Below are 24,917 nucleotides of genomic sequence, written 5' to 3'. Positions count from 1 at the left end.
ATGGGCGACCACACCGGCCGTGCGGCCGTCGCGGCGGTCTGGCGGATCGAGTCGGCCCGGATCGTCGGCGCGCTCGCCCGTTACACCGGCGATTTCGCGCTGGCCGAGGATCTGGCACAGGAGGCCCTGGCCGAAGCGCTCGTGACGTGGCCGCGCGAAGGTGTACCGCGCAACCCCGCCGGGTGGTTGCTCACCGTCGGCCGCCGTCGCGCGATCGACGCGTTCCGCAGGCGTTCCGCCCTCGACGAAAGGTACGCCGCCTTCGCCCGTGACCTGGGTGAGGGCGGCGCCGTCTCGGGCGGCGCACCGGCCGATCCCGTCCGGGACGCCCAAGACGTGCTGTGGGATCCGGACCGGATCGATGACGACCTGCTCGCGCTGATGTTCGTCGCCTGCCACCCCGTGCTGTCGCGGGAGGCGCGGGTGGCGCTCACCTTGCGGGTGGTCGGTGGTCTGACCAGCGACGAGATCGCCAGGGCGTTCCTCGTTCCGGCCGCCACCGTGCAGGCTCGGATCACGCGCGCGAAGAAGACCCTCGCGGCGGCGCGGGTGCCGTTCGCCGTGCCCCCGGCCGACGAACGGAGCGAGCGCCTCGGCTCGGTGCTCAGTGTCGTCTACCTGATCTTCACCGAGGGGTCGTCGGCCAGCTCCGGTGCGGAACTGATCCGGCTCGACCTCGCGAGCGGGGCACTGCGCCTGGCCCGGGTGCTCGCCCGGCTGATGCCGGAGGAGCCCGAAGTGCACGGCCTGCTGGCGCTGCTCGAACTGACCGCGGCGCGTTTCCCCGCCCGCACCGGCCCGGACGGCGAGCCGGTGCTCTTGGAAGACCAGGACCGCCGCCGCTGGGACCGGGCCGCGATCGGCCGGGGCCGAGCCGCGCTGGCCCGCGCCGAGCAGGCCGGCCGGGGACTCGGCGCCTACGGCTTGCAAGCCGCGATCGCCGAATGCCATGCCGTCGCCCCGTCGGTCGAGGAGACGAACTGGGAGCGCATCGTGCTCGTCTACGAGGCGCTCGGCCGGCTCGCGCCGTCGCCGGTGGTCGACCTCAACCGGGCGGTGGCGGTGGCCATGGCGCAGGGGCCTGCCGCGGCACTGCCCCTCGTGGACGAGCTGGCGGCCACCGAGGCGCTTTCGCGGTCGCACCTGCTGCCGAGCGTTCGCGGGGAACTGCTCGTCCGGCTGGGACGCACGCAGGAGGCGCGCACCGAACTCGAGCGCGCCCTCGGGTTGTGCGGCAACCGGCGCGAGCGGGTGGTACTGGAGCGCAAGCTGGCCGGTCTCGACGCGGTCGACCCGGATTGATCGCCGGTGTCAGTCGGCGACGGCGAACGCGGCCGCCAAGGGCGGGAACATCGCGCGGGCGTCGTGTCCGGCGAACCAGAGACCGACGGCGAACACCGATGTCGCCTCCAGGTACCGGGCCCGGTGCAGCCCACCCGCCGGAAACGGTTGCGCCCCGAGATCTTCGGCGAGCGCCGCGACCGCCCGCACCGCGGCCTCGTCGTCGCCGCAGAGCGGCATCGCCAGGCGGCGCTCGTCGAAGACGCGCGCCGTCGCCTGCCACACCTCGGCGGCACACAGGTTGAACGCCTTCACCACATGCGCTCCCCGCGCTTGCGCCGCGATCCGCTCGGCGACCGCGTCCTCCGTGAGGACGAACGCGGTGACCCCTTCGGGCGCCGCGGCGTCCGGGGCGAAGGCGTTGGTGCAGTCGATCACCGTGCGACCTGCCAGCAGCTCGCCCACGGCGCTCAGCACCTCCGGCAACGCCGCGACCGGTAACGCGAGCAGCACCACATCCCCGAAAACCGCTGCGTCGGCGACTGTTCCGGCTCGCGCGCCGATCGCGGCCGCCAGTTCCGCCGCGGCGCCGGGGGATCGGGCGCCGACGAGCACCTCGTGACCCGCCGCGCTCCAGCCGCCGCCGAGCGCCCGCGCCATCGCGCCCGCGCCGATGATTCCGATTCGCATCCGAACTCCTGACTCGAAAGGTGTACGGAGACGAGGCTAGGAATCCCGATAGGCACCCCAGGGTGCGCAACGGCGCTGGCAAGCTGGAGCCGTGAGCGCCGCACCGAGTGATCCGGTCACCGCCGAACGGGTGGAATTCGCGCCCTACGGCGACTTCGAATCCGACTGCCCGGCCCGGATGGGCGTGGACATCTTCGGCAACTCCTGGTTGCCGGTGATCGTCTACCTGCTGCGCGAGGGCCCCATGCGGCCCGGTGAGCTGCGTACGGCCATCGGCGGGATCAGCCAGAAGATGCTGACGCAGACGCTGCGCCGGATGGAACGGATGACGCTGGTGCGCAGGCGTCGCTACGCGCAGGCCCCGCCGCGCGTCGAGTACGAGCTGACCGCCGCGGGCGCGGACCTGCTCGCCCCGATCTACGCCCTCGGCGACTGGGTGGACAAACACGGCCGCGCGGTCAACGAGGCGCTCGCCCGAGCCGACGACACAGCAGACTGACCGGTCGGTGAATACGCCGCGGGTACGCAAGGCCGAACAGTGCGTAAACATGCGGCTAACGGGGCCGGAAGGGGCTATGACCTGCGCGAAACTTCGTGTACCCGGCGTTGGCCGGTGGGTCGGCGACCGTACGATTCAAGTGTGAGTGTTCCCCAGGCCGTGCTGCTGGCCATCTTGGCGGCTGTCGTCGGCCTGGCAGTCGGCGGGCTATTGATCCCGTATGTGAATGCCAGGCAGGCCGCGCGCAGGCAGGCCGAGTCCGGTCTCACCATGTCCCAGGTCCTCGACCTCATCGTGCTCGCCTCCGAGAGCGGGATCGCCGTCGTCGACGAGTACCGCGACGTGGTGCTGGTCAATCCGCGCGCGGAGGAACTCGGACTGGTCCGCAATCGCCTGCTCGACGAGCGCGCGTGGGCCGCGGTGGAGAAGGTACTTGCCACCGGCGAGTCCGCCGAGTTCGACCTGACCGCGAAGAATCCGGTCCCCGGCCGCGGCCGCATCGCGGTGCGCGGCGTCGCCCGGCAGCTGTCGCGCGAGGAGACCACCTTCACCGTGCTGTTCGCCGATGACGATTCCGAGCAGGCCCGCATGGAGGCCACCCGCCGCGACTTCGTCGCAAACGTCAGTCACGAGCTCAAGACCCCGGTCGGCGCGATGAGCCTGCTCGCCGAAGCTCTCCTGGAATCCGCCGAAGATCCGGAGGCCGTGCGACACTTCGGTCAGCGTGTGCTCGGCGAATCGCGCCGCCTCGGCAAGATGGTGACCGAACTCATCGCGCTCTCCCGCCTGCAGGGTGCGGAGAAGCTGCCCGAGCTCGAGGTGGTGGACGTGGACACCGTGGTGACGCAGGCGGTCGATCGTTCCCGCACCGCCGCCGAAGCCGCCGGGATCACCGTCAGCACCGATCGTCCGAGCGGGCTCGAGGTGCTCGGCGACGAGACTTTGCTGGTCACCGCACTGTCCAACCTGGTGGAGAACGCGATCGCCTACTCACCGGCCGGCTCCCATGTGTCGGTGAGCCGCTCGTTGCGCGGCGATCACGTGGCGATGGCGGTCACCGACCGCGGCATCGGCATCGCCAAGGAGGATCAGGAGCGGGTGTTCGAGCGATTCTTCCGGTCCGACAAGGCGCGTTCGCGCCAGACGGGCGGCACCGGACTCGGCCTGGCTATCGTCAAACACGTGGCCGCCAACCACAACGGGGAAATCACCTTGTGGAGCAAGTTGGGCACCGGATCGACGTTCACCTTGCGCATACCCGCCCACCACGAAGCAGGCGCCGACGACGACAACGACGGCGCCGTGGTGAGCACGATAGAAACAAGCCCGCGTCCTACCGGACCGGGCCGACCGAATGGTGTGGAGGCACGCAGATGACGAGTGTTCTGATCGTCGAGGATGAGGAGTCGCTGGCCGATCCGCTCGCGTTCCTGCTGCGCAAGGAGGGTTTCGAGGTCACCGTGGTGGGTGACGGGCCGTCCGCGCTCGCCGAGTTCGACCGGTCCGGTGCGGACATCGTCCTACTCGACCTCATGCTGCCCGGCATGAGCGGTACCGACGTGTGCAAACAGTTGCGCACCCGCAGCGGCGTCCCGGTGATCATGGTCACCGCGCGCGACAGCGAGATCGACAAGGTGGTCGGCCTGGAACTGGGCGCCGACGACTACGTCACCAAGCCGTATTCCGCGCGCGAGCTCATCGCGCGCATCCGCGCCGTGCTGCGCCGCGGCGCGGGCGACGAACTGGAGGGCTCCACCGAGAGCGGCGTGCTGGAAGCGGGCCCGGTCCGGATGGACGTCGACCGGCACACCGTGATGGTGAACGGCAAGCCGGTCACCTTGCCGCTCAAGGAATTCGACCTGCTCGAATATCTGCTGCGCAATTCCGGGCGGGTGCTCACCCGCGGCCAGCTGATCGACCGCGTGTGGGGCGCCGACTACGTCGGCGACACCAAGACCCTGGACGTGCACGTCAAGCGGCTGCGTTCGAAGATCGAGGCGGACCCGGCCAAACCGGAACACCTGGTCACCGTGCGCGGCCTCGGCTACAAACTCGAAGCGTAGGGCCGAACGAATCCCCACCGCCAGGTGTGCGGCCCATGTGCTCACGAAACGGACAACCGATTTCGTGAGCACATGGGTAACTCCCCGGTACGCCAGAGCCTGGGCGGCGCCCGACGCAGGACCTGAACGCGGATCTCGCGTCGTCGACCAGTACGGCCTGAGTTCCCGGAGAGGCGGGCGGCTCAGGGGAAGTAGATCCAAGTGGTGCCGAGCGGGGTCTCGGTCTTCTGCAAGGTGATCCAGCCCAGATCGTCTTCCTGCATGCAGTCGTAGAGGTCCGCGGTGTTGGTGCCGCGGCAGGCGATGGTGTGCGAGGTGCCGTACGGGCTCGCGATCAGGAGCTTGCCCGCGGCCTTGGCGTTGACCGCGGCCGGGTCGGTGGCCGCCACGAACTCCGTGGTGAAGTCGTAGAACTTGTGCGGGTCGCCGTTCGGCTCGGCGTGGGCTACTCCGGTCAGCGAGAGGGCGGCGCCCAGGGCGATGGTCGCCACGGTGAAAACTTTCTTGGACATAACCGCACATCAAACCCGATCCGGGTAAAGCTCGCATGGCGACGGGGTGAACCGCCCGTCGGACCGGGCCGCCGACGGCCATCCGGCCGAGCGCTCGCTCGGCAAACGATCAGGCGTGCGGATCAGCGGAATCGCGCAGCCGCTCGGCGTGCACCGTCGCCGGGTGGACGGCGATCAGGCCGAGGCCCTCGCGGCGCTTGCAGTGCCGGGCCAGCTCGGCGTACGCGGGCGCGCCGATCAGTTCGGTCAGCTCGGGAGCGTAGGACTGCCACACCGGCTTGCTGCCGACATGGGCGTCGGGGGAGCCGGAGCAGTACCAGTCCAGATCGGCGCCGCCCGGCCCCCATCCGCGGCGGTCGTACTCGGTGATCACGGTGCGCAGGATCTGCACGCCGTCCGGCCGGTCCACCCAGTCCTGGGTCCGGCGGATCGGCAGCTGCCAGCACACGTCCGGCTTGACCTCCAGCGGCTCGATGCCGCGCCGCAGCGCCATGGTGTGCAGCGCGCAGCCGACGCCTCCCGCGAAGCCGGGACGGTTGAGGAAGATGCACGCGCCCTGGAACCGCCGCGTGCGCAGCGCGGGCTCGTCGTCCAGTTCGTCGAGTTCCAGATAGCCGCTCTTGGTGATCTTGCCCTGCGCGTTGGTCGCCTCCTCGCGCAGTTGCCAGTCCTGCGGTGTGAGCATCTTCACGGCGCGGCTCAGTCGCTTCCGGTCGTCCTCGTCGGAGAGGAACGCCCCGTGCGAGCAGCAGCCGTCGTCCGGCCGGTCGGACAGGATCCCCTGACAGGCCGGGGTGCCGAATACGCACGTCCACCTCGACAGCAGCCAGGTCAGGTCGGCGACGATCAAATGCTCGTCGTTTGCCGGATCGACGAACTCGATCCACTCACGGGGAAAGTCGGGGTCGACTTCGGGGGCCGGGTCGATCTTCCCCGCTGGTCGGGGCCGGGTCGGGCTGCTCGGGGATGCGCCTACCGTCACGAAATAGGACGCTAACAGTTCAGTCGCCTGGGTTGTAGTGCCGCATCACCCAGTACCGTGTTCATGTGCGGCTTGGGGTACTCGACGTCGGAAGCAATACCGTTCACCTGCTCGTGGTGGACGCGCACCGTGGCGGTCACCCCCTCCCGATGAGTTCGACGAAAGCCACCTTGCGGCTGGCGGAGAACATCGACGCCGCGGGGTGCATCACCGAGGCGGGCGCCCAGCGGCTGATCGACACCGTGTCCGAATTCGCCAGCATCGCCGAGACCTCCAAATGCGTCGAGCTGATGCCGTTCGCCACCTCCGCACTGCGGGAGGCGGCCAACTCCGAGGAGGTGCTCGGCCGCGTGCGCGCGGCGAGCGGCGTCGATCTGCGGGTGCTGACCGGCGTCGACGAGGCGCGGCTGACCTTCCTCGCGGTGCGCCGCTGGTACGGCTGGAGCGCCGGGCGCATCCTCAACTTGGACATCGGCGGCGGCTCGCTGGAAATGACCAACGGCGGCGACGAGGAACCGGACGTCGCACTGTCTTTACAGCTGGGCGCGGGCCGGCTGACCAGGGAGTGGCTGCGCGAGGATCCGCCCGGCAAGCGCCGGGTGGCGGTGCTGCGCGACTGGCTCGACGCCGAGCTCGTGGTCCCGGCGAAGAAGCTGCTCGAGCCGGGTAAGCCCGACCTCGCCGTCGGCACTTCGAAGACGTTCCGGTCCCTGGCGCGGTTGACCGGAGCGGCACCCTCGGCGGCGGGCCCGCGGGTGCGCCGTACACTCACGAGCTCGGGCCTGCGCCAACTGATTGCGTTCATCTCGCGGATGACCGCGGCGGACCGTGCAGAATTGGAAGGCGTAAGTTCCGATCGGTCACAGCAATTGGTGGCCGGTGCGTTGGTCGCGGAGGCGAGTATGCGGGCACTTTCGCTGGATTCCTTGGAGATTTGTCCATGGGCGCTGCGTGAAGGGCTCATCCTGCGCAAACTGGATACCGATATGAATGGTGGACCCGAAGCAACGTACTCAGCGGGCTCGGCGACCGGTGACGGTCGTCCGGCGTCCGGCAGCGGCGCCCCGGCGCCGGGCTCGATCGGGACGGTGTCGTCATGAGTGAGGACTCCAAACAGTTGTCGGTCGCGGAACTGCTGGCGCGCAACGGCCAGCAGAGCGGCTCCTCGTCCGGCGGTGGCAGGCGCCGCCGCAGCGGGCGCGGCATCTCCGTCGCCGAACTCACCGGCGACCTGCCGGTCATCCGGGAAGGCGGTGGTCACTCCGCGCATGCGGCGCCCGATGCCGGTGCGGACGAGCAGGCGTACGCGCCGCCCTCGTTCGATCCGCCCGCGCCGGAGCCGGTGTCCTACTCGCCCGAGCCGCAGCCCGACACGTCCTCGTATTCACCCATGTCGGGCCCGATCTCGATGTACGACCCGCTGGCCGGTTACGCGCAGCCCGATCCGCCGCGGGCCGATCCGCCGCCCGGGCGGTCCAGCCGGGTCATGCCCGGCCGGGAGATGCCTTCCGCTCGGCACGGCACGTCGTTCGACCCGCTGTCGCCGGATACTCCGGTGTCCGACCTGTTCTCGGCCGCGCCCGTCCCATATGTCCCCGACCCGCTGCCCGAGCCGCCGCCGCGCTCGGGGCGCAGGCGCAGGCGGGAGGAACCCGACGAGCAGGCCACCGAGGTCCGGTCCTGGCACGATGTCTCGCCCGAGCCGTTCGGCGGCGGCGCGCCGCCCGATCGCGGTCTCGGCGAACCGGGTCGCAACAGCCATGCCGAACCGGACGAGTCCGCGTTCGGCCGCTCCGCCCTTCCCGAGCGCAATGGCGCCAGGGGCGGTCGCGCGGCGCGGCGCAGGGCGGCCGAGGCGGCCGAGGATCTCGGCCCGTCCACCGCGGCCTGGTCACCGTCCACCGGCGGGTTCGCGCCGGAGTCCGCACCGCTGCCCGTTCCGCCGCCGCCCGATCCGAGACCGAAGCAGAGCAGACCCGCTCCTCCCGAGCCGCAGCCGGAGGGGCATCGCAGATCTGCCCGCCGCGAGGGTGTCGGCGAGAACGGTCTCCCGGCCTGGTCCGCCCGGCGGCACAAGCCGCAGCCCGATCCCGCGCCGGAATCCGGCGGTCTCCCGACCGCCGCGTGGTCGCTGGCCAGTCAGGACCAGCAGTTGCTCTCTGGCCAGACGGTCGCGGGCGACCTGCTGCGCGACGGCGTCGAGCGGGCCGAGCGCGGGGGAGCGCAACGGCGCGGGCGTGGGCGCGGCGGACGCGCCGCCGTCGACGTCGCGGAGATGGACGGCGTCACCGACGTCTACGAGCCGATCGAACTGGACGAGGAGGACGACGAGGACGACCTCCCCGCCGCACCTCGCGCCGCTACCCGGGCCGCGTCGCGCCGGTCCCGGACGGCCAGGAAGACCGAGGACGACGACAACCGGCGGCAGTGGATGATCCTCGGCGGTCAGAGCACCGGCGCCGCCGTCGCGGGCATGCTGTTGTTCAAGGGCTTCGAGCGCATGTGGGAGATGCTCCCCTGGGTGGCGCTGGCACTGGCGATGATCGTGATTCTCGGCCTGGTGGCCCTCGTGCGGATTCTGCGCAGGACCGACGACATCCTCAGCACTGTGATCGCCGTCGTCGTTGGCATCTTCGTCACGCTGGGGCCACTGGCGTTTCTTCTCAGCACGAACTGAGCAGGGAGCAGTCGTGGCGAATATCGGACAAGCGAACGAGACCGGGGTGGGGTCGCGCACGGGCGCCGCACCGCCGGATGACGCCGAGGGCGCGGCCCGGCCGCGGCCGATCCAGGTGGGACTCTCGACCGCCTCGGTGTATCCGCAGAACACGGAGGCCGCGTTCCGGTACGCCGCCGAGCTGGGTTACGACGGCGTCGAGCTGATGGTGTGGGCCGAGCCCGCCAGCCAGAGCATCGCCACCGTGCAGGCCTATTCGCGCAAGTACGGCGTTCCGGTGCTCGCGTTGCACGCTCCCTGCCTGCTGATCTCGCAGCGGGTGTGGGGCTCGGACCCGGTGGCCAAACTGGAGCGCAGCGTGCACACCGCCGAAGCGCTGGGCGCGAGCACGGTGGTCGTGCACCCGCCGTTTCGCTGGCAGCGCCGCTACGCGGCCGGATTCGCCGCGCAGGTGGCCGAGCTGGAGGACAACAGCCCGGTGATCGTGGCCGTGGAGAACATGTTCCCGATGCGGGCCGACACGCTGTTCGGCCGGCGCGAAGGCGCGGTGAAACGGCTGGAGCGGCGTGGCGGCCCCGGCCCCGCGGTCACCGCCTTCAGCCCCTCCTACGACCCCACCGACACCGGTTTCCGCCACTACACCTTGGACCTCTCGCATACCGCCACCGCCGGGGCCGACCCCTTGGCGCTGGCTGCGCGCATGGGCTCGGGTCTGGCGCATCTGCACCTGGCCGACGGCCGGGGCGCCGCGCACGACGAGCATCTCGTTCCCGGCGAGGGCACCCAGCCGTGTGTCGAAGTGTGCGCGGACCTGGTCCGCACCGGCTTCAGCGGCCAGGTCGTCGCCGAGATCAACACACAGAACGCGCGCACCACCAAGGAGCGGGCCGAGATGCTGCACCGCACGCTGGCCTTCGCCCGCAAACACTTGGTCGTCGACGCGCCCGCCCCCGCCGGTGCGAGCCGGAGGTCGCCCGAACCCCCGATGTGACGCTCGTCGCTTCTGCGGCGTGCGGCGATGCGATGCGGTCCCGGGTGCGTTGTACGCTGTACGAACCCTTCGGCGGCGCTGCGGCCGCAGCCGCGAAACGAGGCCGTGGGGGTGGAGGGTCGACGGACAGGAGTGAGCATGACGATGGAGCTGACGGCCGATTTCGGCCCGGCGGCCACGACCGACGCGCCGTTCAGCCGGGTGTGCGCGCTGCGCGAGGCATCGCCCGCCACCGCGGAGACCGGCCGCTATCTGGGCGTCATCGACGACATCTGGACCATCGGCCCGAAGGTGCACGGCGGCACGATGGTCGCGGGCAGCGCGGCGGCGGCCACGAATTGGCTGCGCGCCTCCGATCCCGCGCTGGTCGGCATGGCTCCGATCGCCGCGAGTTCCGATTTTCTCGGCGCGCCGAACCCTGGCGAGGTCGAGTACGAGGTGCGCGTCCGCAAGATCGGTCGCCAGATCTGCCTGGCCGACACCGACCTGATCCAGGACGGCCGCGTCCTGGTGCGCACGGCGCTGACCTTCAGCCGCCTCGACGACGCGGAACCGAGCTACGCTCCGCGGCACTCCGACATGCCCGTGCAGCCGCCCGCCGACGCCATCGGCTACGAGCCCGGTTCCCAGATGGGCGACATCGTGCACGTCGGCCGGGGTGCGGAGATCTTCCTCGATCGCGCGTGGGCCCGTTTCCTCGACGGCGCGAAGGGCGAACCCCGCCTGCGGATGTGGATCCGCCCGCGCCCGGGCGACGAACAGGACCCGGACGTGGCGATGTACTTCGCCATGATGAGCGCCGACATGAGCCCGCCGGTGCCGATGAACCTCGGTCACTTCGGCTGGGCTCCCACCGTGCAGATGACCACCTACCTGCGCCGCAGGCCCGCGCCGGGCTGGCTGCGGATCATCGCCACCACGCACGAGGTGGGCGGGCGCATGTTCGACGAGGACCAGCTGGTGCTCGACTCGACCGGCGCCGTCGTCGCGCAGAGTCGTCAGCTGGCGCTCGTTCCCCAGCGCTGAGCTCCGGCGCGCGCCGTCTAGCCTTGAGGCCCATGACGAGAATTGCGGTGATCGGTGGCGGGCGCATCGGGGAGGCGTTGGTCGCCGGGTTGCTGGAGTCCGGGCGGCTGACCAAGGATCTGGTCGTCGTGGAGACCCATCGGGAACGGGCCCATCAGCTCGCCGACCGTTTCGGCATCCGGGTCACCGACGATCTGGCCGATGCCGCCATCGGCGCGGATCTGCTGGTGATCGCGGTGAAGCCGAACGACATGGACGCGGTGCTCGCGCCGTTGGGCAAGGCGGAGATCGGCAGTGACCGCGATCAAGTGCTGGTCTCGCTGGCGGCCGGTGTGCCGACCGGCCGGCTGGAGGCCAAGATGCCCGCCGGGTTCCCGGTGGTGCGGGTGATGCCGAATACGCCGATGCTGGTGGGGCAGGGGATGAGCGTCATTGCGCCGGGGCGCTACGCGCGCGAGCAGCATCTGGAACTGGTGACGGAGGTGCTCGGCGCGGTCGGCAAGGTGGTCACCGTGGCGGAGAGCCAGATGGATGCCGTCACCGCGGTGTCCGGATCGGGGCCCGCCTATTTCTTCCTGGTCGTGGAGGCCATGGTGGAGGCGGGCGTCGGGCTCGGGCTCACCAGGGATGTGGCCACCCAGCTCGTCGTGCAGACCATGGTCGGCTCGGCCGCCCTGCTCGACAGTTCTCCGCAGACGGCCGCGGAATTGCGCGCCGCGGTGACCTCGCCGGCGGGCACCACCGCGGCCGCGATCCGCGAGCTCGAGCGCGGAGGACTACGCTCGGCGTTCTACGAAGCCCTCGTGGCGGCCAAGGAAAGGTCGCTGGAACAGGGCGCGTCAGCGGAGTGACCGGTCTGTTTCAAATCGGAAAACCCGATTTCTCACTCCCGTCGCAGTAACACCACTGGTCCCGCTAAGCTTCAAGGAGCACGTGCGTGTCTGTTCCGCCGGTGGGGAAGCCGGCGGCGCGGACGTGCCGGAGGTCAATGGTGCAATGATGTCTGCGAACAAGATGTCTGCGAATTCCGGAGCGTCCGGCGGCTCCGGTCCCGCGGGCGGTCGGGGGAATTCCCGTACCCAGCGTGAGGCCGCGACACAGGGGCAACCCGTGCTCGGCGGCGGCACCCAGTTTCTCACCGTCGCCGAAGTGGCGAATCTGATGCGGGTGTCCAAGATGACGGTCTACCGGCTGGTGCACTCGGGCGAGTTGCCCGCCGTGCGCGTCGGCCGATCGTTCCGGGTGCACGCCAAGGCTGTACACGACTATCTGGAAACGTCCTATTTCGACGCCGGATGAGGCGGTTTCGAGACCAGCGGGGCGTGCCGGTACGATAGATCCTCGGTTCGTGTTCGCCCGCCGGTGGCATCGCTGTTCGTTGCCTCGTGGTATCCGGCGGCGCGAACACGGGGCGTGAGCTTGCCCAGCGACCCGGCCCGTCGGCCGGGCCGGGGCGGACGGACGTCCGGCAATCGCGCACGGGCAGCGTGCGCGCCGAGTAGAGAGAACGCGAGGACAACCCTATGGGTTCTGTGATCAAGAAGCGCCGCAAGCGCATGTCGAAGAAGAAGCACCGCAAGCTGCTTCGCCGCACGCGTGTCCAGCGGCGCAAACTCGGCAAGTAGGCATCGCTGCGTGTTAGCTGCGAGGGGCCCGTCACCAATAGGTGACGGGCCCTTTTGTTTGAAATTTGAAATTTTGGAATCGCCATTTGTATCACGTGACTGAAGTCATCGTTAGATCCTGGTTAATACTCTCGGTGAGCGGGTAGGCAGCCGCTACGCTGGGCACTGGGAATAATCACAAGGGCGGGCTGGCAAGGGAAAGGGTGCCGGTGGGTTCTGAGGGTCGGGAAGGACACGCGCCGAAAGTAGTGCTGGTCACCGGAGCCAGCCGCTTCTTCGGCGGCACGGTCGTCGCACGCCTCGCCCAGGATCCCGGGATCGAGCGCATTCTCGCCGTCGACACGATGACCCCCGGCCGAGAGCTGCAGCGGCGCATGGGCCGCGCCGAATTCGTGCGAGCAGACATCCGAAATCCGTTGATCCGTAAGGTGATCGATGGTGGCGAGGTGGACACCGTGGTGCACACCGCGCTGCTGCCCCGCCCGCCCGCGGGCGGCGGCCGCGCGGTGATGAAGGATCACAACGTCCTCGGCGCGATGCAGCTGTTCGCGGTGTGTCAGAAGGTGGCTTCGGTGCGCCGGGTGGTGCTGCGCTCCTCGTCGGCGGTGTACGGGTGCAGCGCGAAGGATCCCGCGAAATTCAGCGAGGAAATGAGCGCGCGTACGCCTCCGCGCGGCGGGTTTGCCCGCGACCTGATCGATATAGAAGGTTACGTTCGCGGGCTCGCCCGGCGGCGTCCCGATATCGCCACGTCAATTCTGCGATTCGCGCCGATCGTGGGCCCGCGGCTGGCCGCCCGCGGTGTGCAATATCTGCGTTCGCCGGTGACCCCGACCGTATTCGGCCGGGACGCCAGGATGCAGCTGCTGCACGAGGAGGACGCGGTGGCCGCGCTGACCCATGCGGCCCGGCGCACGGTCGGTGGCACGTATAACATCGCGGGTGACGGCGCGCTGTCGCTGTCCCAGGCGGTCCGGCGGGCGGGCCGGATCGAGTTGCCCGTTCCCTTCACGATGTTCCGCACCGCGGGTCGCTTCCTCATGGGGCCGGTGATGCGGGAGTTCTCCGCCGAACAGCTCGACTATTTCCACTTCGGCTGTGGCCTGGACACCACGCGCATGCGCACCGAACTCCAGTTCGAGCCGCGCTGGACGACGGTGCAGGCGTTCGACGACTTCATCGGGGGCGCAGCGTTGCGGCCCGTAGTCGATCCAGCGTGGATCGACGCCGCAGAACACAAACTGCTCGGCCTGCTCGGGGCCGGTACGGGAGCACACCAATGAATGACGTAGCGAAAGTCATCCAACTCCACGATCTGCAGATCGAGACGCGCCAGCGTCCGGCGCCACGCCGCCTGGCTGCTCCGAGTCCGGTGACCTCGCTGGTCGAGCGGCGCGCGGCGGTGACGCCCGCCGCGCCGCAGTCGCTGTCCGGGATGCTGCGTGGCGCGCTCGGCAAGCAGATCTCCAAGACCGCCGACTTCGCGCGCCGCAGGCTCACCGGCGACTACCACCTCGACGAATTCGGTTTCGACGAGCATCTGCTCGAGTCGGTCATCCTGCCGGCCCTGCGGCCGCTGTCGGACCTGTGGTTCCGGGTGGAGGTCAGCGGGCTGGACAACCTGCCGGCGGCGGGCGGTGCGCTGATCGTGGCCAACCACGCGGGCACCGTGCCGCTCGACGGCTTGATGTTGCAACTGGCTGTGCACGATCGGCACCCCCAGCAGCGGGCGTTGCGCTTGCTCGCCGCCGATCTGATCTTCGAGACGCCGGTGCTCGGGGTGCTGGCTCGCCGGGCGGGGCACACCCTGGCCTGCCGGGAGGATGCCGAACGCCTGCTGCGCTCCGGCGAGCTGACCGGCGTGTTCCCGGAAGGGTTCAAGGGCGTCGGGAAGCAGTACACCGATCGCTACAAGTTGCAGCGCTTCGGCCGCGGCGGCTTCGTGGCTGCGGCGGTGCGCACCGGCGTGCCGATCATTCCGTGCTCCATCGTCGGCTCCGAGGAGATCTACCCCAAGCTGGCCGATCTGAAGCCGCTGGCCCGGCTGCTCGGCCTGCCGTACTTCCCGGTGACGCCGCTGTTCCCGCATCTCGGCCTGCTCGGCGCGGTGCCGCTGCCGTCCAAGTGGTACATCGAATTCGGCACCCCCATCCCGACCACGCCCTACGAGCCGGAAGCCGCCGACGACCCGATGACCATGTTCGAGGTCACCGACCAGGTTCGCGAGACCATCCAGCAGACGCTCTACAAACTGCTCACCAAGCGCCGCAACGTCTTCACGGGGTAATCGCTAGTCGCCGTCGCGGCGGCGAGTCACCGCCGCGGCGACGGCTCCGCCCGCCGCGCCCAGGGCGAGGGCGGTGGGCACACCGATCTTGGCGGCCTTGCGGCCGGTCCGGAAGTCACGGATCTCCCAGCCTCGGTTCTTGGCGACCTCGCGGAGATCCGAGTCGGGGTTGATCGCCACGGCCGTGCCGACCAGCGAGAGCATGGGCACGTCGTTGTGGCTGTCGGAGTATGCGGTGCAGCGCTTGAGGTTCAGGCCCTCACGGATCGCCAGGGTGCGCACGGCGTGCGCCTTGCCGAGGCCGTGCAGGATGTCACCGACCAGGCGGCCGGTGAATTTCCCGTCGACGCTCTCGGCCACGGTGCCCAGCGCTCCGGTGAGCCCGAGCCGCTTCGCGATCACCTGCGCCAACTCCACCGGCGTCGCGGTCACCAGCCACACCTGCTGGCCCGCGTCCAGGTGCATCTGCGCGAGCGCGCGGGTGCCCGGCCAGATCTTGTCGGCGATGATCTCGTCGTAGATCTCCTCGCCCAGCGCGGCCAGTTCGGCGGTCGAGCGCCCGGCGATGAACGCCAGCGCCTTCTCCTTGCCACTGGCCATATCGGTGCTGCTCTCTTTACCGGTGACCCGGAATTTCACCTGCTTCCAGGCGACGTCCACCAGATCGGAGGTCTTGAAGTACTTGCGCGCCGCCAGACCGCGAGCGAAATGCACGATCGAGGCGCCCTGCACCATGGTGTTGTCGACGTCGAAGAACGCCGCCGCGGTCAGATCGCGCGGGGCCTCGGGGCCCGCCTCCAACTCGCCCGCGGCGAGTTCGGCGTCGTGCAGCGTCAGCGCCGCGTCCGCGCTCGCCTCACCGGCCAGATTGGCCCGCAATTCCTCTTCACTCGGGCCGAAAGGGCTGCGCGAGATGCGGGCGAGCTGATCCTGCAGCCCCTGGCCCATCTGGCTCAGATTCCACCGCGCCGGAAACTCACCGAATCGTCCCGCGATGAATCCGGCCCTCGCCACCTTCGATCGTTCCGGCACCAGTACCTCCGCCCGTCGCGCGAACCATGTCAACAGTAACCGGATCAACCGACAGTCACGGCAGAAGGCGGCGCGCGACACAATCGCGTGGCGCGTACCGGACCGCCCGCCGTGCGGGGCGCGGATTAAATTCCGGTCATGACCAATCCCACACATTCGGTGACATTGCTGACTCGCGCGGGCTGCGGGCTGTGCGCGACGGCACTGGAACAGCTGCGCGAGATCTGCGCCGAATTCGGAATCGAACCGGGGACCGTCGACGTCGACGAAGCCGCCGCTACCGACCCTGGCCTGCGCGCGGAGTACGGCGACCGGCTTCCCGTCGTCCTGCTCGACGGCCGCGAACACAGCTATTTCGATGTCGACGAGACCCGATTGCGGGCCGACCTGAAGCGCTGAGCGCGCCGTTTTCCGTCCGATTCGGCCGCTGTGCTGGTCGCGGCGGAAAATGAGGCCAATTTCACCGACTTTGTGCAGGGCTTCACAAGCAGTTACGGTGGTGGCACGCGACCCGCATGCCGAGGCTGCGGAGCCGCCCCGAAATCCGAAACTTCGACACCCTGGCACCGGACCGTCCCCGGGGCAGCGGGTCGAGCGACGAACCGGAGCCCCCAGGCCCGGGACGAGGAGCCGACGACGTGACAGAGCAGCATGAGGCGCCAGGCGGCGTCTCCGGCAGGGCTCTGCAGAAGGACATCCCGCAGGCCACCGTCGCGCGGCTGGCTACCTATCTTCGGGTCCTCGCGATGTTGGCCGACGACGGTGTTGCCATCGTATCTAGTGAGGAACTGGCTGTCGCGGCGGGTGTCAATTCGGCCAAATTGCGCAAGGATCTCTCCTTCCTCGGCCCCAACGGCGTTCGCGGCGTCGGCTACGACGTGGCCAAGCTCCGCTCCCGGATCGAGGACGTGCTCGGCCTGTCGCAGGGCCACCGCGTCGTGCTGGTCGGCGCGGGGAACCTGGGCCGGGCCCTGGTCGGTTACGGCGGGTTCCAGCGGCGCGGTTTCACCGTGGTCGGCATTCTCGACAGCGATCCCGATGTGGTCGGCCTGCCGGTCGCGGGCCTGGTGGTGCGCGACGTGGCCGAGCTGGGCGCGGCGGTCGCCGAGCTGGAGCCGACCATCGCGGTCATCACCGTTCCCGACGACGCGGCCCAGGACGTGTGCGACCGGCTCGTCGCGTCGGGCCTGCAGTCGATCCTGAGCTTCGCGCCCTGTGAGCTGGTCGCGCCTGCGACGGTCGAGGTCCGTCGCGTCGACCTGGCCGTCGAGATGCAGATGCTGTCGTTCGAACGGGTGCGCAACGCGGAGCAGGCTCAGCTGCCGGAGGTCGCGCACGCCGGATCGGGCCGCATCGCGCACCGCCTGCCCACCCCGCACGCGGCGCCCGCGCACCCGGCACTCCAGCACTCGACAACCCCGCATACGACAACCTCGCATACGGCAACGGAGCCAAGCAGCAAGGGATCGGTGGTCACACCATGAGTGAGCGCAGCGAGCGAATCATGCAGCACAGCACGGCGGAGCGTTCCGTCCGTGCCGGGGCGGTGGCGGCATGAGCGTTCTCCTCGTCGGAATCTCGCACCGCAGCGCGCCGGTCCCCGTGCTGGAGAAGGTGGCCGTCACCGATGCCGACCGGCCGAAGCTGATCGACCGGTTGATCGCCTCGAGCCACGTGTCCGAGGCCATGATCGTGTCCACCTGCAACCGGGTGGAGGTCTACGCGGTGGTCGACGCCTTCCACGGCGGTCTCGCCGAGATCGGCGATCTGCTGACCAAGCACTCCGGCCTACCGATGCCCGATCTGACCAAGCATGCCTACGTCCGCTACTCCGAGGCCGCCGCCGAGCACCTGTTCGCGGTGGCCAGCGGCCTGGACTCGATGGTGGTCGGCGAGCAGCAGGTGCTCAGCCAGATCCGCGGCGCGTACGCCTCCGCCGACGCGCAGAGCGCGGTCGGACGGACCCTGCACGAACTGGCGCAGCACGCGCTGCGGGTGGGCAAGCGCGTGCACGCCGAAACCGGCATCGACCGCGCGGGCGCGTCGGTGGTGTCGGTCGCGCTGGATCGCGCGCAGCAGGTGCTCGGCCCGCTGGCCGGGCGTACCGCCGCCGTGGTCGGCGCAGGCGCGATGGGCGGCCTCGCGGTGGCGCATCTCTCCCGCGCCGGGATCGGCCGGATCATCGTGGTGAACCGCACCATCGAGCGGGCGCGCAGACTCGCCGAGACCGCGCGCACGCACGGCGTCGAGGCCGAGGCCATGGAACTGTCGCGGCTCACCGAGGCGATGGCGGCCACCGACGTGGTGGTCACCTGTACCGGTGCGGTCGGCGCGGTCGTGACGCTCGCCGACACCCACCGCGCGCTCACCGACCGCGAGCGCGGCGAGGAATTCGCCACCGTCGAGCGGCCGTTGGTGTTCTGCGATCTCGGCTTGCCGCGCGATGTCGAGCACGCCGTGGCCGGCCTGCCCGGTGTCACGCTCATCGATATCGAGACGTTGCAGCGCGATCCGGCCGCGGGCGCCGCCGCCGACGACACCGCGGCCGCCCGGACGATCGTCGCCGACGAACTGGCCAAATACCTGGCCGGACAGCGGATGGCCGAGGTCACCCCGACGGTGGCCGCGCTACGCCAGCGCGCCGCGGAGGTGGTCGAGGCCGAACTGCTCCGGCTGGATTCCCGGCTGCCCGGCCTCGCCGACCCGGAACGTGACGAGGTCGCGCGCACGGTGCGCCGGGTGGTCGACAAGCTGCTGCACGCGCCGACGGTGCGAGTCAAGCAGCTCGCGTCCACGCCGGGCGGCGACAGCTACGCCGAGGCGCTGCGCGAATTGTTCGAACTCAAGCCCGGTGCGGCCCAGGCGGTCGCCGCGCCGATGGAGATCACCGCGCTCGCCGGCGATCGCGCCGAGCTCAGCGACGGAGAGATCGCGCTGGCCGACGATTTCACCGCAGGCCATCGCGGCGAGGAACAGGGGCAGACGGCATGACCATGGTCCACCAAGAAGGCAACACGATCGCGGACGACACCCGCGCTCCGTGGCGGATCGGCACCCGCGGCAGCCTGCTCGCGCTCACCCAGGCGGGCACGGTGCGCGACGCGCTGATCGCGGCCGGGCAGCCTGCCGAGCTGGTCGTCATCAAGACCGCCGGTGACCTGTCGTCGGACCCGGTGCAGAAGATCGGCGTCGGCGTGTTCACCTCCGCGCTGCGCGACGAGCTGGCGGCGGGCGCGATCGACATCGCCGTGCACTCCTACAAGGATCTGCCCACCGCGCAGGACCCGCGCTTCACCATCGCAGCCATCCCGCCCAGGGAGGACCCGCGCGACGCGCTGGTCGCGCGCGACGGGCTGGTGCTCGGCGAGCTGCCCGCGGGCGCCAAGGTGGGCACCTCCGCGCCGCGGCGCGCCGCTCAGTTGCGGGCGCTCGGACTCGGGCTGGAGGTCGTTCCGCTGCGTGGCAACCTGGACACCCGGCTGCGCAAGGTCAGCGAGGGCGAGCTGGACGCCGTCGTGGTGGCCAGAGCCGGACTGGCCCGTATCGACCGGCTGGACGCGGTCACCGAGGCGCTGGAGCCGGTGCAGATGCTGTCGGCTCCCGCCCAGGGCGCGCTCGCGGTGGAATGTCGCAGCGACCACGCCGCGCTGGTGGAGATCCTGTCCGGCCTGGACGACGCGGCCACCCGTGCCTCGGTCGTCGCCGAGCGGGCCCTGCTGGCCGAACTGGAGGCGGGCTGCACCGCGCCGATCGGTGCGCTCGCCGAGGTCGTCGAATCGCTCGACGACGAGGGGCGGATCGTGGACGAGCTGTCGCTGCGCGCGTGCGCCGCGGCCGTCGACGGATCCGACGTGCTGCGGGCGTCGGTGGTCGGCGCCCCGGCCGACGCGGCGGAACTCGGCCGCGCGCTCGCCCGCGAGTTGCTCGACATGGGCGCGCGCGAGTTGCTCGCCACCGAACCGGACGACGGTTCCCCCACCCGGGCGGTGAGTTCGCCCGCCACAGACTTGCCCAACCCCAGCCCAATGGAGAACAGCCGATGAGCCAGCGAAGCACAGGCACCGTGCCCTCGGGTTTGCCGGAGCCGAGCGCAAGCGAGGTGCAGGCATGAGCCGAGCCGCAAAGAAGCACCCCGGTCGCATCCTTTTCGTCGGATCGGGTCCCGGTGACCCGGCGCTGCTCACGGTACGTGCGCGTGAGGTGATCGGGCGGGCGACGCTGGCGTTCACCGACCCGGACGTCGACAAGGGCGTGCTCGCCCTGATCGGCACCTCCGTCGAACCGGGCCCCGACGGGGAACGTCCCGTCGACGTGCGTCCCGCGCTCGGTGAGCCCGCCGAGGTGGCCAAGACGCTGATCGCCGAAGCGCGTGCCGGGCACGACGTGGTGCGCGTGGTCGCGGGCGACCCGCTGACCACCGACTCGGTGATCGCCGAGGTCAACGCCGTCACCCGGTCGCACATGGTCTTCGAGGTCCTGCCCGGCCTGCCCAACGGCTCCGCCGTGCCCAGCTACGCGGGCATCGCGCTGGGTTCCGGGCACACCGAGGCGGACGTGCGCGGTGAGGTCGACTGGGCCGCTTTGGCGGCCGCGCCGGGCCCGCTGGTGCTGCACGCGACCTCCGGGCATCTCGCCGAGACCGCGAGCGCCCTGGTCGAGCACGGCATGGCGCCGCAGACGCCGGTCGCGGTGACGGTGCGGGGCACCACCCGGCAGCAGCGCACCATCGAGGCCACCCTGGCCACGCTGAACAGCGCGGCCTCCGAACTGGTCGGCCCGCTGGTGGTGACCATCGGCAAGGTGGTCGCGCAGCGCTCGAAGATGTCCTGGTGGGAGTCGCGCGCGCTGTACGGCTGGACCGTCCTGGTGCCGCGCACCAAAGACCAGGCCGCGGAGATGAGCGAACGACTCGTCACGCACGGCGCCATTCCGATGGAGGTGCCGACCATCGCGGTCGAGCCCCCGCGCAGCCCCGCCCAGATGGAGCGCGCGGTCAAGGGCTTGGTCGACGGGCGCTACCAGTGGGTGGTGTTCACCTCCACCAACGCGGTGCGCGCGGTGTGGGAGAAGTTCGCCGAGTTCGGCCTGGACGCGCGGGCGTTCTCCGGCGTGAAGATCGCCTGTGTGGGCGAGGCCACCGCGGAGAAGGTGCGCTCGTTCGGCATCAACCCCGAACTGGTGCCAAGCGGTGAGCAGTCCTCCGAGGGCCTGCTGGCCGACTTCCCGCCCTACGACGACGTGTTCGACCCGGTCAACCGGGTGCTGCTGCCGCGCGCCGACATCGCCACCGAGACGCTGGCCGAGGGCCTGCGCGACCGCGGCTGGGAGATCGACGACGTGACGGCCTACCGCACCGTGCGCGCTTCGCCGCCGCCCGCGGAGACCCGCGAGATGATCAAGACCGGCGGCTTCGACGCGGTCCTGTTCACCTCGTCCTCCACGGTTCGCAACCTGGTGGGCATCGCGGGCAAGCCGCACGCGCGCACCATTGTGGCCTGCATCGGCCCCAAGACCGCCGAAACCGCCATCGAATTCGGCCTGCGCGTGGACGTGCAGCCCGACGTGGCCCAGGTCGGTCCGCTGGTCGAAGCCCTCGCCGAGCACGCGGCCCGGCTGCGCGCCGAAGGCCTGCTGCCGCCTCCGCGCAAGAAGAGCCGCCGCAGCAGGTAGCTCGTTCGGCCGCGATCGCGCCGCGGCGTGTTCGCGGCCCCGGTTTGGCTCCGGTTCGCGCGACCGCCGCTTCGGGTACGCGGCGGCCGCGCAGACGCGATCCGGGCCGCGAACGGCGGATGTTCGGTTTCGCTTGCGCTGGAAACCGGTGGTCGGGGTGCGCTGGGCGCGTCGCGGGCGACCGTTGCGTCCAGGGGCGCCTCTCAGGGTCGCGCGGCCGGATTTCCCTTGGCCACCGCCCCCATGCTGTCCGGGGGCTCTGATCCGGGTATATCGGCCCAGTGATGGCGCCGCCCTTCCGTTCGTTCGCGGTCGCGAATGCGCGCTGGGGCACGCGCGGAGGCGGCTTCGCGACCGCGAGCCGAACGGGGGCCGGCTCTCAGTACCGTCTGCGCATCAAGGTGCGGACCATGGAGCAGGTGGCGTCGGAGGGGGGCCGGATGCCGATCACCTCGGCGGTGTGCCTGATCCGCTTGTTCGTGGCGTAACTCGGTGCGTAGACGCCGGAGTCGAGCAGCGCGATCGCCAGCCGCATCGCCTTCAGCCGCCGGTTGTGCAGGACATACCAGGCCCGTGGGCGGCCCGCGGGCAGCGGACGCTTCTGCAGCGGGGCGTAGGGGCGATCGATGAGAACGGTTTGCGGTGTGCGCATTGGCATCCCTCCCGTGGCGATCGGGGGCGGGCGAGCCCCCTCGAACGTACCTTCGATTCTACCTCGGGGGACCGACAAACTTCGCTGGCCACAAGGGTTTTCGGGCCTCACCAGGGGCAGCGGCGTCACAGATCGTGCAACAGCCGCAGCGCCTGCGGATGACCCCGTTCGGCCGCACGTTCGAGCCACTGCCGGGCTTCCCGTTGTGCCGGTGTGCGGCCGGTGGCGATGGCGGCGGCGGTCCGCAGCACCTCGGGATCGGCGAAATCCCCTGCCACGTAGGGCGTGTTCGACGCGCGCAGCAGCAGTGCCAGGTGGAACATCGAGTCGGGGTCCCCCGCTTCGGCGCCTTTACGCAGCCACTGCTCGCCCTCGACGTGCCGGCCGCGGTCCAGATGCAAGGCGCCCAGCACCGCCATCGCGTCCGTTCGTCCGCGACGCGCGGCCTCGGTGAGCAGTTCGATCGCGCGGTCGAATTCGCCGCGGCGAGCCAGATGCAAGCCCAAACTGCGCATGGCCGTCGGGTTTCCGGCACGGACCGCGCGCTCGTACCACTGCTCGGCCTCCTCGTCGCAACCGCGCCGATTCGCGAGAACGCCCATATTGCACAGCGCTTCGGGCAACCCACGCTCGGCGGCGGGCCGCAGCCAGTGCTCGGCCTCGTCGAAATTCCCGCGCTCCACGTGGAGCAGCCCCAGCTGTATCCCGGCCGCCTCGTTGCCGCGCGCCGCGGCGGTCTCCAGCCAGCGCATCCCCTCCCCGATCCGGCCGTCCGCGCCGAGCAGCGCGCCGAGCATCCCCATGGCGGGCGGGCTGCCGCCGGCGGCGGCACGGCGCAACCAGTGTTCGGCGCCCGCCGCGTCGCCGGCGTCCCAGAGCGCCTCGGCGCGCCGCTGCATGGCGAGCAGTTCGACCTCGCTCGGTGGGTCGGTCATCTCAGCACCCGGCCTGGCGATATCCCGCGGACAACACGCTGTCCATCATCGCGCCTGTTCGAGCGGGGCGCGGTACCCGTTCGCGCGCGCGTACGCGGTCAGCTGCTCGTCGTAGTTGCGCAGGCTGTCCAGCAGCCAGGTGTGCCCGGTGTCCTTGACGACCACGATCGGCCCGCGGCCGCCCGGCGGGAGCGTGGGCACCGAGCCGTCGAGGTACCAGCTCGTGGTCGACCACGGGAAGATGAACGCCCAGCCGATGTCGGCCACCCGTTGCGGCGGTCCGAGCTGCAGGGGGTCGGCGGGGGTGGCGTGCCGCGCGCTGTGCTGGGCGAGCAGATGCCTGGCGCTGTTGCGGGCCACCCGCACGTCCAGCGGGCCCGAGGTGGTGCAGGGGAACCGCAGACTGATCTCCGCCCCGGGGCGCAGCATCCGGCCCGCCTGTTGCATCACCTGGCACGGCCTGCTCTGCAGGCGCAGGAAGACGCTGCGGGCGGTCTCGGAGAATCGAAGCCCTACGGTGGCGTCCTCGGTGCCGCCGACCAGGTGCGTCCCCCGGCTGCGCGCCCACTCGGCCTCGTCGGGACGGATGCCGAGCGCGGCGAAGGCGACGTGCGCGCCGGGCATCACGCCGGGCGCGGCCGACTGCCGTGCGACGAACTCCACACTGAAATTGCACCCGGTGGCGTCGGTGGCCCGCCAGATCCGCAGCACCGACGGGGGCGGGGGCAGGTTGTCGGTCAGCACGGGCCACCAGTCCGACAGCAGGACCGCCACCCACGACTCGAAGTCGGCGGCTCTGGCCAGCGAGATATCGATGTGCGGATCGGTCATGCTGTCCCCCAGCGGGTCTCGCCCCTAGTCGGAGTATGCGCCTTCGGAGTCGGAACCAGGTGAGATTTCACACACCGTTATCAGTCGGATGACATGGCCGATCACCACGTAACGGACCGGGGCCCGCGAGCAGGCCACAGGCGCTCGCGACATCGGATCGCACCGGGCGTATCGTGCGATTCATGACCGGAATGGACCGCCCACGGCGGTTGCGCCGTACCCCGGCTATGCGTCGACTCGTGGCCGAAACAACACTCGAACCACGCCAATTGGCACTACCGATGTTCGTCGCCGACGGCTTGGCGGAGCCGCGCCAGATCGGCTCCATGCCGGGCGTGGTGCAGCACTCGCTGGACTCGCTCCGCAAGACAGCCGTCGAGGCGGTCACCGCGGGTGTCGGCGGCATCATGCTGTTCGGCGTGCCGCGTCCGGAGGACAAGGACGCCGTCGGCAGCGCGGCCAGCGACCCGCGCGGCATTCTCAACCGGGGCCTGCGCGCGCTCGCCGACGAGGTGGGCGACTCGACCGTCGTCATGGCCGACACCTGCCTGGACGAGTTCACCGACCACGGCCACTGCGGTGTGCTGGACGCCGACGGAGCGGTCGACAACGACGCGACGCTGGACCGCTACGTCGAGATGGCGCTGGCACAGGCCGAGGCGGGCGCCGACCTGCTCGGTACCAGCGGCATGATGGACGGCCAGGTCGGCGCGATCCGGCAAGGTCTGGACGAGGCCGGGCGCATCGACACCGGCATTCTGGCCTACTCGGCGAAATACGCCTCGGCGTTCTACGGCCCGTTCCGGGAGGCCGTGGGTTCCTCGCTGCAAGGCGACCGGCGCACCTATCAGCAGGACCCGGCCAATCGCCGCGAGGCGATCCGCGAACTGGAACTCGACCTGGCCGAGGGCGCGGACATCGTGATGGTCAAACCGGCGATGTCGTATCTGGACATCCTGCGCGAGGTCGCCGATCGCTCGACGGTCCCGGTCGCCGCCTACCAGATCTCCGGTGAGTACGCGATGATCACCGCCGCCGCCGAGCGCGGCTGGATCGATCGCCGGGGCGCGATCCTCGAGTCGCTGGTGAGTATCCGCCGGGCCGGCGCGGACATCGTGCTCACGTATTGGGCGACCGAGGCCGCGAACTGGCTGTCGTGACGAA

At 70.4% G+C, this 24,917-nt stretch carries 26 protein-coding genes; 19 read left to right on the top strand and 7 right to left on the bottom strand.

The genetic code is table 11. From position 1 onward, the window contains the following. Positions 1 to 1,302 (top strand): RNA polymerase sigma factor, encoded by a 1,302-nt coding sequence (locus tag NNI01S_RS03330; protein WP_063017344.1) that lies wholly within the window; start codon positions 1 to 3, stop codon positions 1,300 to 1,302. Positions 1,303 to 1,311: 9 nt separating this feature from the next. Here NNI01S_RS03330 and NNI01S_RS03325 read toward each other — a convergent pair whose 3' ends face one another. Further along, the gene (locus NNI01S_RS03325) at positions 1,312 to 1,971 is read right to left on the bottom strand and encodes an NADPH-dependent F420 reductase (RefSeq protein ID WP_063017342.1); all 660 of its coding nucleotides are present in this window, start codon (positions 1,969 to 1,971) and stop codon (positions 1,312 to 1,314) included. 91 nt (positions 1,972 to 2,062) lie between these two features. On the opposite strand from NNI01S_RS03325, the gene NNI01S_RS03320 reads away from it, so the two are divergent. The 3 genes from NNI01S_RS03320 (at position 2,063) to NNI01S_RS03310 (ending at position 4,533) form a co-directional block, all read left to right on the top strand. Next, positions 2,063 to 2,470, top strand: a complete 408-nt coding sequence (locus NNI01S_RS03320) for a winged helix-turn-helix transcriptional regulator (RefSeq protein ID WP_084488414.1) — start codon at positions 2,063 to 2,065, stop codon at positions 2,468 to 2,470. Between the two features lie 141 nt (positions 2,471 to 2,611). Then, positions 2,612 to 3,847 (top strand): sensor histidine kinase, encoded by a 1,236-nt coding sequence (locus NNI01S_RS03315; protein WP_063017341.1) that lies wholly within the window; start codon positions 2,612 to 2,614, stop codon positions 3,845 to 3,847. Next, positions 3,844 to 4,533, top strand: coding sequence for a winged helix-turn-helix domain-containing protein (locus NNI01S_RS03310; protein ID WP_063017339.1), 690 nt, complete (start codon positions 3,844 to 3,846; stop codon positions 4,531 to 4,533). Before NNI01S_RS03315 ends, NNI01S_RS03310 begins: the two co-directional genes overlap by 4 nt. Positions 4,534 to 4,715: 182 nt before the next feature. Here the strand turns inward: NNI01S_RS03310 and NNI01S_RS03305 are convergent, their stop codons facing one another. Then, complete coding sequence (locus tag NNI01S_RS03305) at positions 4,716 to 5,045, bottom strand: hypothetical protein (protein WP_063017337.1); 330 nt, start codon at positions 5,043 to 5,045, stop codon at positions 4,716 to 4,718. Between the two features lie 109 nt (positions 5,046 to 5,154). Continuing rightward, positions 5,155 to 6,027 carry a DUF3109 family protein gene (locus NNI01S_RS03300; protein ID WP_084488412.1) on the bottom strand — a complete coding sequence of 291 codons (873 nt, stop codon included), beginning with the start codon at positions 6,025 to 6,027 and terminating at the stop codon, positions 5,155 to 5,157. A 65-nt stretch (positions 6,028 to 6,092) separates the two neighbouring features. Here NNI01S_RS03300 and NNI01S_RS03295 point away from each other — a divergent pair, with 65 nt between their 5' ends. From NNI01S_RS03295 to NNI01S_RS03260, 9 genes are all read left to right on the top strand, one after another. After that, complete coding sequence (locus NNI01S_RS03295) at positions 6,093 to 7,127, top strand: Ppx/GppA family phosphatase (protein WP_063017335.1); 1,035 nt, start codon at positions 6,093 to 6,095, stop codon at positions 7,125 to 7,127. Beyond that, on the top strand, positions 7,124 to 8,704 hold the full coding sequence (locus NNI01S_RS35570; protein WP_063017333.1) for an Rv0497 family membrane protein: 1,581 nt from the start codon (positions 7,124 to 7,126) through the stop codon (positions 8,702 to 8,704). Before NNI01S_RS03295 ends, NNI01S_RS35570 begins: the two co-directional genes overlap by 4 nt. Before the next feature lie 115 nt (positions 8,705 to 8,819). Then, positions 8,820 to 9,695 carry a sugar phosphate isomerase/epimerase family protein gene (locus NNI01S_RS03285; RefSeq protein ID WP_063017504.1) on the top strand — a complete coding sequence of 292 codons (876 nt, stop codon included), beginning with the start codon at positions 8,820 to 8,822 and terminating at the stop codon, positions 9,693 to 9,695. A gap of 138 nt (positions 9,696 to 9,833) precedes the next feature. Then, on the top strand, positions 9,834 to 10,721 hold the full coding sequence (locus NNI01S_RS03280; protein ID WP_084488410.1) for a thioesterase family protein: 888 nt from the start codon (positions 9,834 to 9,836) through the stop codon (positions 10,719 to 10,721). A gap of 32 nt (positions 10,722 to 10,753) precedes the next feature. After that, on the top strand, positions 10,754 to 11,572 hold the full coding sequence (gene proC / locus NNI01S_RS03275) for a pyrroline-5-carboxylate reductase (RefSeq protein ID WP_063017331.1): 819 nt from the start codon (positions 10,754 to 10,756) through the stop codon (positions 11,570 to 11,572). Between the two features lie 145 nt (positions 11,573 to 11,717). Next, the gene (locus NNI01S_RS03270; RefSeq protein WP_435825095.1) at positions 11,718 to 12,020 is read left to right on the top strand and encodes a helix-turn-helix domain-containing protein; all 303 of its coding nucleotides are present in this window, start codon (positions 11,718 to 11,720) and stop codon (positions 12,018 to 12,020) included. Positions 12,021 to 12,244: 224 nt separating this feature from the next. Beyond that, a complete protein-coding gene (locus NNI01S_RS33215; protein ID WP_003402602.1) occupies positions 12,245 to 12,346 on the top strand; it encodes a 30S ribosomal protein bS22 in 102 nt (33 codons plus the stop codon). Between the two features lie 209 nt (positions 12,347 to 12,555). Then, positions 12,556 to 13,629, top strand: a complete 1,074-nt coding sequence (locus tag NNI01S_RS03265) for an NAD-dependent epimerase/dehydratase family protein (RefSeq protein WP_063017502.1) — start codon at positions 12,556 to 12,558, stop codon at positions 13,627 to 13,629. Continuing rightward, positions 13,626 to 14,633 (top strand): lysophospholipid acyltransferase family protein, encoded by a 1,008-nt coding sequence (locus NNI01S_RS03260; RefSeq protein WP_063017329.1) that lies wholly within the window; start codon positions 13,626 to 13,628, stop codon positions 14,631 to 14,633. Before NNI01S_RS03265 ends, NNI01S_RS03260 begins: the two co-directional genes overlap by 4 nt. 3 nt (positions 14,634 to 14,636) lie before the next feature. Here NNI01S_RS03260 and NNI01S_RS03255 read toward each other — a convergent pair whose 3' ends face one another. Continuing rightward, entirely contained in the window at positions 14,637 to 15,581 is a 945-nt protein-coding gene (locus NNI01S_RS03255) for an HAD family hydrolase (protein ID WP_063017501.1), read from the bottom strand. Between the two features lie 222 nt (positions 15,582 to 15,803). Between NNI01S_RS03255 and NNI01S_RS03250 the strand changes: the two genes are divergently transcribed. The 5 genes from NNI01S_RS03250 to NNI01S_RS03230 all read left to right on the top strand — a co-directional run bounded on the left by NNI01S_RS03250 (position 15,804) and on the right by NNI01S_RS03230 (position 21,335). Then, on the top strand, positions 15,804 to 16,064 hold the full coding sequence (locus NNI01S_RS03250; protein WP_063017327.1) for a glutaredoxin family protein: 261 nt from the start codon (positions 15,804 to 15,806) through the stop codon (positions 16,062 to 16,064). 239 nt (positions 16,065 to 16,303) lie between these two features. Further along, the gene (locus NNI01S_RS03245; protein ID WP_063017325.1) at positions 16,304 to 17,149 is read left to right on the top strand and encodes a redox-sensing transcriptional repressor Rex; all 846 of its coding nucleotides are present in this window, start codon (positions 16,304 to 16,306) and stop codon (positions 17,147 to 17,149) included. 70 nt (positions 17,150 to 17,219) lie between these two features. After that, the gene (locus NNI01S_RS03240) at positions 17,220 to 18,656 is read left to right on the top strand and encodes a glutamyl-tRNA reductase (protein ID WP_063017323.1); all 1,437 of its coding nucleotides are present in this window, start codon (positions 17,220 to 17,222) and stop codon (positions 18,654 to 18,656) included. Beyond that, positions 18,653 to 19,708, top strand: a complete 1,056-nt coding sequence (gene hemC, locus NNI01S_RS03235; RefSeq protein WP_063017321.1) for a hydroxymethylbilane synthase — start codon at positions 18,653 to 18,655, stop codon at positions 19,706 to 19,708. The genes NNI01S_RS03240 and hemC overlap by 4 nt, the downstream gene beginning before the upstream one ends. Before the next feature lie 64 nt (positions 19,709 to 19,772). Further along, positions 19,773 to 21,335, top strand: a complete 1,563-nt coding sequence (locus tag NNI01S_RS03230; RefSeq protein ID WP_063017319.1) for a bifunctional uroporphyrinogen-III C-methyltransferase/uroporphyrinogen-III synthase — start codon at positions 19,773 to 19,775, stop codon at positions 21,333 to 21,335. Between the two features lie 379 nt (positions 21,336 to 21,714). Here the strand turns inward: NNI01S_RS03230 and NNI01S_RS03225 are convergent, their stop codons facing one another. From NNI01S_RS03225 to NNI01S_RS03215, 3 genes are all read right to left on the bottom strand, one after another. Further along, positions 21,715 to 21,987 (bottom strand): hypothetical protein, encoded by a 273-nt coding sequence (locus NNI01S_RS03225; RefSeq protein WP_157114571.1) that lies wholly within the window; start codon positions 21,985 to 21,987, stop codon positions 21,715 to 21,717. A 125-nt stretch (positions 21,988 to 22,112) separates the two neighbouring features. Further along, a complete protein-coding gene (locus tag NNI01S_RS03220) occupies positions 22,113 to 22,922 on the bottom strand; it encodes a tetratricopeptide repeat protein (protein ID WP_063017315.1) in 810 nt (269 codons plus the stop codon). A gap of 45 nt (positions 22,923 to 22,967) precedes the next feature. Further along, positions 22,968 to 23,753: a hypothetical protein gene (locus NNI01S_RS03215; protein WP_063017313.1), complete on the bottom strand. Its 786-nt coding sequence runs from the start codon at positions 23,751 to 23,753 to the stop codon at positions 22,968 to 22,970. Positions 23,754 to 23,935: 182 nt separating this feature from the next. Here NNI01S_RS03215 and hemB point away from each other — a divergent pair, with 182 nt between their 5' ends. Continuing rightward, entirely contained in the window at positions 23,936 to 24,913 is a 978-nt protein-coding gene (gene hemB / locus NNI01S_RS03210) for a porphobilinogen synthase (RefSeq protein ID WP_063017311.1), read from the top strand. Positions 24,914 to 24,917: the final 4 nt, after the last annotated feature.

Origin of the sequence: Nocardia niwae NBRC 108934 = DSM 45340 (genome assembly GCF_001613465.1) — a bacterium.
Classification (GTDB): domain Bacteria; phylum Actinomycetota; class Actinomycetes; order Mycobacteriales; family Mycobacteriaceae; genus Nocardia; species Nocardia niwae.
The sequence above is the reverse complement of the archived record's forward strand: the minus strand, read 5'-3'. Positions and strand labels throughout refer to the sequence as shown.